Source organism: Azospirillum argentinense, assembly GCF_000632475.1.
Taxonomy (GTDB): Bacteria; Pseudomonadota; Alphaproteobacteria; order Azospirillales; family Azospirillaceae; genus Azospirillum; species Azospirillum baldaniorum.
In genome coordinates this window covers 1,020,902-1,032,820 of the sequence record NZ_CP007793.1, presented here as the reverse complement: position 1 = coordinate 1,032,820, position 11,919 = coordinate 1,020,902, and the positions used below count along the sequence as shown (strand labels likewise).

The 11,919-nt window shown below is 68.1% G+C and carries 11 protein-coding genes; 5 read left to right on the top strand and 6 right to left on the bottom strand.

From position 1 onward, the window contains the following. Positions 1-62 precede the first annotated feature (62 nt). The 6 genes from ABAZ39_RS04895 to pdxH form a co-directional block, all read right to left on the bottom strand. Positions 63-887 (bottom strand): MBL fold metallo-hydrolase, encoded by an 825-nt coding sequence (locus tag ABAZ39_RS04895; protein ID WP_038527306.1) that lies wholly within the window; start codon positions 885-887, stop codon positions 63-65. 191 nt (positions 888-1,078) lie between these two features. Beyond that, positions 1,079-1,312 carry a hypothetical protein gene (locus ABAZ39_RS04890; RefSeq protein ID WP_038527302.1) on the bottom strand — a complete coding sequence of 78 codons (234 nt, stop codon included), beginning with the start codon at positions 1,310-1,312 and terminating at the stop codon, positions 1,079-1,081. 99 nt (positions 1,313-1,411) lie between these two features. Next, positions 1,412-2,446, bottom strand: a complete 1,035-nt coding sequence (locus ABAZ39_RS04885) for a methyl-accepting chemotaxis protein (protein WP_038527300.1) — start codon at positions 2,444-2,446, stop codon at positions 1,412-1,414. 212 nt (positions 2,447-2,658) lie between these two features. Next, positions 2,659-4,050 carry a methyl-accepting chemotaxis protein gene (locus tag ABAZ39_RS04880; protein ID WP_038527298.1) on the bottom strand — a complete coding sequence of 464 codons (1,392 nt, stop codon included), beginning with the start codon at positions 4,048-4,050 and terminating at the stop codon, positions 2,659-2,661. A gap of 162 nt (positions 4,051-4,212) precedes the next feature. Next, positions 4,213-5,178: a cation diffusion facilitator family transporter gene (locus tag ABAZ39_RS04875; protein WP_038527295.1), complete on the bottom strand. Its 966-nt coding sequence runs from the start codon at positions 5,176-5,178 to the stop codon at positions 4,213-4,215. A 34-nt stretch (positions 5,179-5,212) separates the two neighbouring features. Continuing rightward, positions 5,213-5,824, bottom strand: coding sequence for a pyridoxamine 5'-phosphate oxidase (gene pdxH / locus ABAZ39_RS04870; protein ID WP_038527292.1), 612 nt, complete (start codon positions 5,822-5,824; stop codon positions 5,213-5,215). A gap of 181 nt (positions 5,825-6,005) precedes the next feature. Here pdxH and ABAZ39_RS04865 point away from each other — a divergent pair, with 181 nt between their 5' ends. The 5 genes from ABAZ39_RS04865 to ABAZ39_RS04845 all read left to right on the top strand — a co-directional run bounded on the left by ABAZ39_RS04865 (position 6,006) and on the right by ABAZ39_RS04845 (position 11,883). Further along, a complete protein-coding gene (locus ABAZ39_RS04865; RefSeq protein ID WP_035674078.1) occupies positions 6,006-6,461 on the top strand; it encodes an RT0821/Lpp0805 family surface protein in 456 nt (151 codons plus the stop codon). A 48-nt stretch (positions 6,462-6,509) separates the two neighbouring features. Then, on the top strand, positions 6,510-7,472 hold the full coding sequence (locus tag ABAZ39_RS04860; RefSeq protein WP_038527287.1) for a DnaJ C-terminal domain-containing protein: 963 nt from the start codon (positions 6,510-6,512) through the stop codon (positions 7,470-7,472). Between the two features lie 137 nt (positions 7,473-7,609). Continuing rightward, on the top strand, positions 7,610-9,388 hold the full coding sequence (gene ftsH / locus ABAZ39_RS04855; RefSeq protein ID WP_038527284.1) for an ATP-dependent zinc metalloprotease FtsH: 1,779 nt from the start codon (positions 7,610-7,612) through the stop codon (positions 9,386-9,388). A 111-nt stretch (positions 9,389-9,499) separates the two neighbouring features. Then, positions 9,500-10,312 (top strand): substrate-binding periplasmic protein, encoded by an 813-nt coding sequence (locus ABAZ39_RS04850; protein ID WP_038527281.1) that lies wholly within the window; start codon positions 9,500-9,502, stop codon positions 10,310-10,312. Next, positions 10,309-11,883, top strand: coding sequence for a SpoIIE family protein phosphatase (locus tag ABAZ39_RS04845; protein ID WP_038527278.1), 1,575 nt, complete (start codon positions 10,309-10,311; stop codon positions 11,881-11,883). The genes ABAZ39_RS04850 and ABAZ39_RS04845 overlap by 4 nt, the downstream gene beginning before the upstream one ends. The last annotated feature ends 36 nt before the right edge of the window (positions 11,884-11,919 follow it).

The window sequence follows — 11,919 nt, the reverse complement described above, 5'->3', positions numbered from 1 at the left end:
GGTGGAGGAAGCCCCTCTATAACGGCCCGGCACCGGGTCAGACCATAGGCGCCAAGCCGAGGTCAGGCCAGCGTGACCGTCATCCCTTCCCGCGCGGCGAAGCAGTCCGGGAACACCGCCTGGGCGGCCGCCTCGATGGCGGTCATGGTGGCGTCGTCATGGTCGGGGTCGTGGTGGAACAGCACCAGCCGCTTGACCCCCGCCGCCTGGGCCAGCCGGACGCCCTCGGTCCAGGTCGAATGTCCCCAGCCGATGCGGTTCCGCCATTCCTCGTCCGTGTAGGTGCTGTCGTAGAGCACGAGGTCGGCGCCGTCGATCAGATCCAGGATGTTGCGGTCGGGATGGCCCGGCACATGCTCGGTGTCGGTCACATAGGCGAAGGACTTGCCCAGATGCTCGACGCGATAGCCGGTGGCGCCGTCCGGATGGTTCAGCCGCGCCGTGCGGACCTGCACCCCTTCGCCCAGCGCGAATTGGTCGCCGGCCGTGATCTCGTCGAACACGATGTTGCTTCCCATAGTGCGCATGGGCACCGGGAACAGGGGGCGCTCCATCTGCCGGGCCATGGCCGCCTCGATGCCGGGGGTGCCATTCAGGTGGCCGGAGACGATGCGCAGGTGGAAGCCCTTGGTGTAGGCCGGAGCGAAGAAGGGAAAGCCGCAGATGTGGTCGAGGTGGGTGTGGCTCATCAGCAGGGTCGCCTCGGCAGCGCCCTCCTTCAGCAGGCGCTTGCCGAGCATGCGGATGCCGGTGCCCGCGTCGATGACGATGCGCTGGTCGCCCGCCTGAACCTCGACGCAGCTGGTGTTGCCGCCGAAGCCCATATGGGACGGCAGCGGGCAAGGGACCGTGCCCCGAACCCCCCAGAAGGTCACCGAAAAGCCCATACCGACCTCAAGACGCGAATCTCCGGTCCACCGCACCGCCTGAAGCCGCTACCCGTGAAGCCGCTGCCGTGGACCGTTAAGACGGCATTTTAGCATGGTTTTCGGTTTACGCGGTGACGACCGTCACAGCCCCGCCGGTTCCAAAGAGGGAGGCCGCCCCCATCCGGATTGGACCAGGCAAGGTCCTGGGGTCAGCTGGTCCACAGGATGCTTTCGATGAAACGCTCGCAGGACCGGCGGTGGACGCATCCGGTGCAGCCCGCGTCGGAACAGGGCAGCCCGGTCTTCAGGACGGTCAGCCCATCCACCAGCCGGTCCTTCGTGGCCTGATCGATGACGTCGGCCACAAGCACGTCGCGGATCGCCTCCGCGACGAGGTCGTCTTCCTGTTCCGGTACGATCACGATCTGCCTGAGAGCCTGCATGCGAAGCACCTTTCCATGGTTCAACTGCACCACGGGGGTGTTTCGCCAGCATTTCAGGCGGAGCACTCAAAAGTATCGAATTGCTGCAATCCAACACGTCTATTCGCAACGACTGACGGATTCCTGAACGATCACTCCGAACCAGCCGAGTCCTTTGTAGGTTTCATAACCCGGCGTGACGGCGAAACCGACCACGCGTCCCTGGTCGTCGGAATAGCTGCCGTGCCCTTGGCCGCCGGTGCGCAACGGAAAACTTTCCGCCAGGACGCCCCTGCGGTCGGACGCGGCGATCACGCGGTGGCGGCTGTCCACCAGAAGGCAGCGGGTCCGGGCGCGCTCCTCGTCGGTCAGGCGGACGGAGTCGACGACGCTCTGGGACTGGGGCTGCCAGTCGAAGAAGACGCCCAGAACACCGACCACGGCGCCACCCTCCTCCCCGCCGGCCCGGATGGCCGTGGCGTAGGTGGCGACGGTGGCGCGGTCCAGAAGGTCGTTGGTGCCGATGTCGGCCACCGCGAAATCCGTGCCGCTGCGGGTCGCCATCGCCTCGCGGAACCAGGGTTCCGACGCGACCGACGCACCCACCGGGCGGCGGTAGCGGTCGGGCCGCCCGTTCGCCAGAACCACGCCCTTGGCGTCGACGATCCAGAGGTCGAGATAGACGGTGTAGGCGCCCAGGATGACGCCCAGCCGTTGCGCGGCGTCGCGGCGGTTGGTCTCGGACGGATCGTCGGCGCAATCCACCACGGCGCGGTCGGTGGCCCACCAGCGCACGTCGCAGGACCGCTCGTACAAATTGCGGTCGATGATGTCGATCATGTTGAGCGCCAGATCGGCCAGCCGACCGCCGCGCAACTGCGAGACCAGACGGTTGCCGAGCGTGTTCAACTCGTCGGTCTGCACCGCCATCTGGCTGCGCAGTTCCCCGCCGATGCCGGTGATCCGTTCCGAGATGGCCTTCACCTCCTGGGCCACCACGGCGAAGCCCCGTCCAGCCTCCCCCGCGCGCATCGCCTCGATCAGCGCGTTGAGCGCCAAGATCTTGGTCGTGTTCGTAACGGCCTGAATCTCATCCATCTTGCGCGTGGCGAGATCGGACACGGCGCGCGACAACGCCACGATTCGCTCGGGCATAAACATCACCTCCAAGAGTCATCAGTGATGACGCCCGTTGATGACCAACGACCGGATTTTTCGGTTCAGCCGATCATCCGCAACCCACCCCGGCCGCATTCAATGGATGCAATCATGAAACTGCAACACTCAATGGTACCCATTTCAACGCCGCCCGAACGGCGGCGCCATCGACGTCACGGCGCATCCCCGGACGGCGGGCCTGTGACCGTTCAGACCTTATAGGCCAGACGCAGGCCGCCCCAATGACGCCCGCGCACGGTGATCGGCGCGGAGACGTCTTTCATCAGGGCGTATTTGCCGCCCCCCATGTCGCGCCGGTAGGTCTGGAGCAGGAACGGCTTCGTGCTGCGCCCCGCGGCCAGGCCGACCCGGTCGTTGAAGATGCGCCGATTGCGGCAATTGGCCGCGTTCCAGGTGGGGTCGGTTCCCTGGGGTTGGCTGAACTTCCGGTTGTGGGTCGGCAGGTAGCCGTTCGAATCGACCGCCACGCAGAAGACGATACGTTCGCTCTGCCCCAGCAGCGAATCGAGGACCTTCGGCAGCACGCGGTCGCAGAACTCCGTGAAGCGGGTCATGTGCTGCTGCGGGTTGGAGCCGGGAATGGGCTGGTAGTTGCTGTCGAACAGGTCGCCCTCGCGCACCTCGCCGCGCGCCATCGCATCCTCGAAGTCCGCGGAGATGCGCGACGCGGCGTCGGAGACCATGCGGATGAAAGGCGTGTCCACCGTCTCCACGTCCAGTTCGGCGGTGATGCCGATCAGCCGCTCGCTCATGCCGACCAGCGTGTTCACGCGGTCGCGCGCCTGGGCCAGATTGTCGCTGGACAGCTGCACGCCGACCGCGAGGTCGTCGATCTCGTGCTGCAACTCCTCGCAGTTGGCGCCGATCTCGGAGGAGGCCGCGTCGATCTTGTCGGTCTCGCCGTTCAGTTCCGACATGGCGCGGCCGACGGTCTCGATGACGGCGCCAATGGCGGTGGTGCCCTCGCTCACCGCGCGGGCCTTGCCGGCGCTGGACGCGCTTTCGGCCATCAGGCGCTGCGCCTGGTCGTTGAGGTATTTCAGCGTGGCGTCGATCTCCGTCGTCGCCTCGCTGGTCTTCTTGGACAGGGCCTTCACCTCGTTCGCCACCACGGCGAAGCCGCGCCCCGCCTCGCCGGCGCGGGCCGCCTCGATGGTCGCGTTGAGCGCCAGCAGGTTGGTCTGCTTGGCGATGACGAAGATTTCCTTGGCGACCCGGCCCACGCGGTCGAGCGCCTCCTGAAGACCGGCGATCTGGCCTTCGATGCCCCCCACCGCGGCGACGAGGGCGTGGATGTCGTTCATCGACCGCTGCACCCGGTCGTGCGAGGACTCGACCTCCTGCCGGGCCTGCTCGGTCACGGAACGCGCCACGGTCGCGGCGGCGGAGATGCGCTGCGTGCTCTCCGACATCTTGTTCCCGGTGCCGCGCAACTGCGCGAAGACGTTGGCCTGATGGCCGAGGCGGCCGTTGACCTCCTCCACATGGCCCGCGATGTCCGCGATCTCGATGCCGAGATTGCCCGCTTCGGTGGCAATGTCCGCGATCAAATGAGAGCGGCCGCCGAACGCACTGTCCATTTTTCCGCCATCCGTTTCACAAGAATGCGCAGAGCGCTAAAATCCAATGCAATTATTACCGAACCCTTACAATTGCGCAACGGAGGAAGGGTCATTCTAAAAGGCAATGTGCCCAATTATTGCGCGCCGGTAACCTGATCGCAACCGAAGGCGGAGAAAGCGTCAGCCGGCACTGCCCTCTACGCCCTGGCCCGGGGCGCCTTGACCAGGAGCGCCCTGGCCATCGGCGATGCGATGGTCCAACCGGTCGTCCTGAAGACCGGCGGGTTCCTGGTGGATCAGGACCTCGGCGCCGGGAAAGGCGTCCTTCAGGCGGTTCTCCACCCGGTCGGTGATGTCGTGCGCCCTGGCGACCGACAGCGAGGGGTCGAGTTCCAGGTGCAGTTCGATGAAAGCGCCGACGCCGGAACTGCGGGTGCGCAGATCGTGCATCCCCGCGACGTCCGGTTGCGCCATCACCAGCACCGCGATGCGCTCCCGCTCCTCCGCTGGCAGTTCGCGGTCCATCAGGACGTTCAGCGCCTCCCTGGCGACCTTGCGGGCGCCGTAGAGCAGGAAGGCGGCGATGCCCAGACCGAACAGCGGATCGAAGGCGCTGATGCCCGTCCATCCGGTCAGCAGGATCGCCAGGATGACCGCCGCGTTCATCAGCAGGTCGCCGGAATAATGCAGCCGGTCCGCCCCCACCGCGACCGAGCCGGTGGCCGTCACCACATGGCGCTGGAAGGTGATCAGGCCGGCGGTCAGCAGGATCGACAGCAGCATCACGGCGATGCCCACCGCCCCCTCGCCCACCGGCTGCGGGGTGATGAGGCGGCGCACCGCCTCGATGGTCAGGAACAGCGCGGAACCGCCGATGAAGGCGGCCTGGGCGAGCGCGGCCAGCGCCTCCGCCTTGCCGTGGCCGAAGCGGTGCGCCTCGTCCGGCGGGCGCAACGCCGTCCGCACCCCCAGCAGCGTCACCACCGAGGCCATCATGTCGGTGCTGGAATCGATCAGCGACGACAGGATGCTGACCGAGTCGGTCGCCAGATAGGCCGCCAGCTTCGCCAGGATCAGCGTGAGAGACACCGACACGCTGGCGTAGGTGGCGTAACGGCGCAGCCGGTGCGAACGCGATTCGTTCATGAGCGCCTTCTCATGTGATGACGGCACCGGTCCTTTACGGGAAAAGACGCTCCGTCGTCCAGCGCGCCGGCTCCTGCGCCGCCGGGTCGCCTTCGCGCAGGTACAGAATCCGCTCGTGCAGGCGGAAGGGGCGGTCCTGCCAGAACTCGATTCGCCGCGGCAGGATGCGGAAGCCGGTCCAGTGCGGCGGCCGGGGAACCGCGCCCAGGCCGAACTTGGCAGCGAACTGGGCGACCCGCTTCTCCAGCTCCCAGCGGCCCTCCAGCGGGCGCGACTGCTGCGACGCCCAGGCACCGATGCGGCTTTCCCGCGGGCGGCTTTCGAAATAGGCGTCGGCCTCGGCGTCGGACACCTGCTCCACCGCGCCCTCGACGCGGACCTGACGCTTCAGCGTCTTCCAGTGGAAGCACAGGGCGGCGTTGGCGTTGGCCAGAAGCTGCTCGCCCTTGCGGCTCTCCGTGTTGGTGTAGAAGACGAATCCGCGCGGATCGATGCCCTTCAGAAGCACCATGCGCAGCGACGGCGCTCCCTGCGCGTCGGCCGTGGCGAGCGCCATGGCGTTGGGATCGTTGATCTCGCTGCGGGTGGCCTCGTCCATCCAGTCCTGGAACAGGGCGTACGGGTCCCGGTCGTTGGATTCGCTCATTGTCCCCTCGTCGCGCGGCCGTAGGCCCAAAGTTTCAACGTCAGGTTTCGGCGCCGTTCCCGGCGTCTTCCCAGTTCACAAATATGCCCAATTCACAGATAGGATAGCCTCGCATATATGAGTGTCCACCGGTGCGCCAGAAGCAAGGCACGCCGGCTCCCAACCTTTCGAGGCAGCATCGATGTTCGTGAAGAAGCTCGTCCCGGCGGCGATGGCGATCGCCCTGCTTGCGGGTTGCGTCAGCACCTCCCAGGAGGCCACCAAGAACGCGGAAACCGTCGGCGGCCGGATCTCGTCGACCTATGGCAACGCCTCGGGCAAGGTCGCGTCCTCGGGCACCGGCCCGCTGCTGGGCGCCTTCATCGGCGGCGCGGCGATCCAGCCGTCGGACGCGGCGGCCGCCGAGACCGCGGCCAAGCGCGCCTACGCAGCCCCGGTCGGCGACAAGATCGGCTGGACCAACCCGGCGACGGGCCATTACGGCTCCCTGACCACGACGCGTGAGGGCTACAACAACGCCGGTCAGTATTGCCGGGAGTTCCACCAAACGGTAACCACAAAGAGCCAGACCGAATTGGCCTACGGAACCGCTTGCAAACAGGCCGACGGTACGTGGAAGATTGTCGCCAATTCGTAATGCCGTATCCCCGGGCTTCGGGGTGGAATAACTCTGTCCGTGGAAAGCATGCGTGACCCTTATCAAATCCTCGGCCTCACCCGCTCCGCGAGCGCCGACGACATCAAGAAGGCGTACCGCAAGCTCGCCAAGGAGTTCCACCCCGACCTGAAGCCCGGCAACGCCGCGAACGAGGAGCGCTTCAAGGAAATCTCGGCGGCCTACACGCTGCTGTCCGATTCCGACAAGCGCGCCCGCTTCGACCGCGGCGAGATCGACGCCTCGGGCCAGGAGCGGCACCACGGGTTCGGCGGCCGCTCCCGCGCCAACGCCGGGCGCAGCCGCGCCTACAGCGGGGCCGGCGGCGGCGCCGGAGACGATTCCTTCTTCGGCGGCGAGGACTGGTTCTCCGACCTGTTCGGCGGCGGGCGCAAGCGCGGCGGGCCCGGTGGCGGCGCCGCGGGCGGGGCTGCCGGCGGCGGTTCGCGGTCGCGCGGCAGCGACATCAACTATTCGGTCTCCGTGCCCTTCGTCGAGGCGGCGCAGGGCACCAAGCGGCGCATCAGCCTGTCCAACGGCAAGAGCATCGACGTCGCCGTTCCCCCGGGGACGGAGGATCAGGCGAAGCTGCGGCTGAAGGGCCAGGGGCTTCCCGGCGCCGGCGGCTTCGGGGCCGGCGACGCCATCGTCGAGGTCCATGTCGAGGCGCACCCCTTCTTCACCCGCCAGGGCTCCGACATCCATGTCGAGGTGCCGATCACCCTGAACGAAGCCGTTCTCGGCGCCACCATCCGCGTGCCGACCGTCAGCGGTCCGGTCGCGCTGAAGATCCAGCCGGGGGCCAACACCGGCTCCACCCTGCGGCTGCGCGGCAAGGGCGTGATGAACCAGGCGACCAAGCAGGCCGGCGACCAGTATGTTAAGCTGAAGGTCGTCCTCCCCGACCCGCCCGACGCGGAGCTGGTCAAGTTCATGGAGGAATGGTCGCGGACGCGCAGTTACGACGTGCGCAAGAAGGCCGGCCTGGAGTGAATCCGGGCCGTTAACCCTCTCCTTACTTCTGGGTCAAAGAAAAGTCCTGGACCGAATGCGGTTGATGCGGGGCGGTGGCGCCTTCATCAATGATGGTGATGTGCCGGAAACGGTTTTCACCGCCTTCGTAGGACGCCATGCCGCCGATCCCGAAAAAGTACCTGACCGCCGCCGCCGCTGTTGCTGCGCTTCTGCTTGGCTGGTTCGCCTTCGCGGCCTGGACCGACTACGCACGCGACGGCGCCGAGGAGGTCGCGACCTACAGCGACTTGGTGGCGGCGGCCGAACGGGGGGACATCGCGTCGGTCACCTTCCGCGGTGACGGGGCGCACGCCGTCACGCCGGACGGCCAGCGGCTGCGCGCCGTCGTTCCGGTCACCGATGACCTGCTGAAGGAACTGCGCGGGCGGAAGATCGCCATCGCCTTCGAGGAGGAGGCCGGCGGGCTGGTCTCCGGCACCGTTTCCGTTCTGGAGAAGCTGGCCCCCTTCCTGGTGATCGGCCTGCTGATCGGCGCGCTGCTGCTCAGCGGCGGTCAGTTCCTCGGCGGCAGCCGCGCCACCCGCGTCCGCCCGCGCGACACCGGCACCGTCTTCGCCGACGTCGCCGGGGTGGACGAGGCCAAGGACGAGCTTCGCGAAACCGTGGAGTTCCTGCGCGACCCGCGCCGTTTCGCCATGGCCGGTGCCCGCGTGCCCAAGGGCATCCTGCTGGTCGGCCCGCCGGGCACCGGCAAGACGATGCTGGCGAAGGCCGCGGCCGGCGAGGCCGGGGTGCCCTTCTTCACCGTTTCCGGTTCCGACTTTGTCGAAATGTTCGTCGGGCTGGGTGCCGCGCGGGTGCGCAGCGTCTTCAAGACGGCGCGGGCCGCCGCCCCCTGCCTGCTGTTCATCGACGAGGTCGACGCGCTGGCCGGCAAGCGCGGCGAATCCAACTCCCATTCAGAGCGGGAGCAGACCCTGAACCAGCTCCTGGTCGAGATGGACGGCATCGTGAACGGCGGCGAGGTGGTGGTGATCGCCGCGACCAACCGTGCCGAGATGCTGGACCCCGCCGTGACCCGGCCGGGCCGCTTCGACCGCCACATCCATGTCGCGCTGCCCGACGTGGCCGGGCGCGAGGCCATCCTGGGCGTCCACACCGGCCGGCTGCACCTCGCCCCCGACGTCTGCGTCCGCACAGTGGCGCGGGGCACGCCCGGCTTCTCCGGCGCCGAACTGGCCAACCTGACCAACGAGGCCGCCCTGTCCGCCGCGCGCAACGGGCGCGTCATCGTCGGCATGGCCGATTTCGAGGCGGCGAAGGACCGCGTCCTGATGGGCAACGAGCGGCGCAGCCTCGCCCTTTCCAGCCACGAGCGGCGCCTGACCGCCTATCACGAGGCCGGTCACGCGCTGGTCTCCATCCGCTGCCCGGAGGCCGACCCCATCCACAAGGCCACGATCATCCCGCGCGGCCGCGCGCTGGGCATGGTGGTGCGGCTGCCGGAGGGCGACCGCGTGTCGGTGTCGCGCGCCAAGCTGCTGGCCGACATCGCCGTCGCCATGGCCGGGCGGGCGGCGGAGGATCTGGTCTTCGGTCCGGACGCCGTCACCACCGGGGCCGAAGCCGATTTCCGCGCCGCCACCGACCTCGCCCGCCGCATGGTCACCGCCTGGGGCATGAGCGACGCCATCGGCTACGTTGCCCACGCCGGCAACGACCCCGCCGTCGTCCGCTCGGAACGCACCGCCTGGCGCATCGACGAGGAGGTCCGCCGCATCACCGACGAGGGGATGGAGCGCGCCCGGCGCATCCTGGCCGCCGACCGCGCCGCGCTGGAGCGCATCACCGCCGCCCTGCTGGAGCGCGAGACGCTGAGCGGCGAGGAGATCGGCGGGCTGGCGGCTGAGGAGCGGGAAACCGAAGCGGCCTGATGGTAAAAATCTTCTTTCACATTCAACGACAAACATTGCTGCATACGCGCATACATTGGTAAAATGCCGTAGATTTTTCGCACGGCTGTGCGAACAGCATCGGGGCTGAGGATGGCAAAAGCGGTTGCCCGCCGGACGATACTGGCCTTGGCGCTCGCCGGACTGACGGCGGGCGGCATGCCGTCGTCCGGTCTTGCCGCGACCGCCGAATCCGCACCCGCCGAGTCCGCGGCTGCTCCGGTGACCGTCAAGGTCGGCGGCTACGAGTTTCCTCCCTATGTCACCGAGTCCGGCGGCGGCGTCGCGCAGGCCCTGCTCGACCTGTTGAACGCAGAGCAGAGCGACTTCCGATTCGAACTGGTCCGCACCTCCCCCCAGCGGCGCTACGAGGACATGGAGCGGGGCCGCTTCGACATGATCGCCTTCGAAAGCCTCGCCTGGGGCTGGAAGGGGCGTCCCGTGGAGGCGTCGCGGGTGTTCCTGCGCGACGCGGAGGTGTTCGTCGCCAAGGCCGGTCCGGGCATGGACCAGAGCTATTTCGACCGGCTGGACGACAAGACGATCCTTGGGCGGCTCGGCTATCATTACGCCTTCGCCGGCATGACCGCCGACCCGGAGGTTCTGGAGAAGCGCTTCAACACCCGGCTGACCGTCACGCACGAGGGCAACGTGCGCAGCGTCGCCGCCGGGCGCGCCGCGCTGGCCATCGTCACACGCTCCTTCCTGGCGCAATTCCTGAAGGCCAACCCCGACATGGCGCCGCAACTCCTGGTGTCCGACCGCACCGACCAGATCTACGAGCACACCATCCTGGTCCGCCGCGACGGCCCGGTCGGCATCGACTGGGTCAACGGCACGCTCGACCGGCTGGAGCGCAGCGGCGCCCTTCCGGCGCTGTGGGCCCGGCAGGGAATCGCCCCGTGACCGAATTGCGCGCCCTCGCCGATGGCCGGCGCGACCGTTCGCTGCTGACCCGCGTCGGCAGCATCATCCTGGTCACCGCCGCCGCCGTGGGGATGGTCGCCGTGGCCGTGTCGGCCAACATCGTGGAGCACCAGCAGTTCTCGGCGCTGACCAAGCGGGCGCAGCTGGTGGCCGCCATGCAGACGGACGCGCTGGCCAACCCGATCTGGGAAATCGACGACCGCGCCGTCCGCAACATCATCGATTCGCTGCGCGAGCGCGACCCGGCCATTCTCGCCGTCTCCGTCTTCGAGCCGGGGCACAGCGAGCCGATGGCGGTGTCCGGCAACCCCAGGACCTCCGCCGACTCCACCACCATCGAAAGGGTCATTGACCTGCGGGGGCGCGACGGGGTGACCCGGCAGGTGGGGACGCTGCGCCTGCTCTATTCGACGGAGGAGGTCCACCGCAACACGCTGGATGCGCTGCTGCCGGTGGTCGGGCTGCTTCTGCTGTCCCTGGTCACCGCCATCGCCATCATCAGCGTCATGCTGAACCGCGTCGTGCTCCGTCCGCTGCGCCGACTGACCCAGGCGACCCAGGCGGTCTCCCGCGGCGATTACGGCGCCCGCCTCGCCACCGAGCGGGAGGACGAGATCGGGGTCCTGACCAAGACCTTCAACCGTATGGCCGAGACGGTCCAGGACTACACCCAGACCCTGGAATCCCGTGTTCAGGAACGGACGGAGGCGCTGGCCGACATCAACCGCCGCATCATGGACAGCATCAACTACGCCCAGCTGATCCAGTCCTCGATCCTGCCGAAGCCGGAGGTGCTGGAGGGCGGGCTGGCCCAGCATTTCGTCCTGTGGCGTCCACGCGACGTGGTCAGCGGCGACTTCTATTATTACCGCGAGGTCGAGGACGGCTTCCTCATCGGCGTGGCCGACTGCACGGGCCACGGCGTCCCCGGCGCCTTCATGACGATGACGGCCAGCGCGGTGCTGAACAACGTGGTGGACGGCATGGGCGCCGCCGACCCCGCGGCCCTGCTCGCCACGGTGGACGACAAGGTGCGGGCGGCCCTGCACCAGGACGGCGACGCGGCAAGCTGGGAAGGCGGCTTCGACAACGGGCTCGACCTCGCGCTGTGCTACGTCCAGCCGGCGCAGCGGCGGCTCGTCTACGCCGGTGCCCGCCTGTCCCTGGCCATCGCCGGCCCGGACGGGCTGAGCGAGATCCGCGCCGACCGCCGCAGCCTGGGCTATCGCGCGTCCGGCCCGACCCCGGCCTTCACCAATCACAGCCTGGACCTGCAGCCGGACCAGACCTTCTACATCTGCACCGACGGCCTGACCGACCAGTGCGGCGGGGAGCGGGGACGGAGCTTCGGCAAGCGCCGGCTGCACGGCGTGGTCGAGGAGTGCAGCGCGCTGCCGCTCGACCGGCAGAAGGAGCGCATCGAGGCCAGCCTGTCCGGCTTCCAGGGCGACCGCCCGCAGCGCGACGACATCACCATGGTCGGCTTCCGCGTCCGGCTGGCCGGCGACCCGGCGGCCCCGACGCGGAACACCCTGTGGGAAATCGCGTAACTACCCGTCCGAGGATTGCGTGATAGTGCAGCAGAG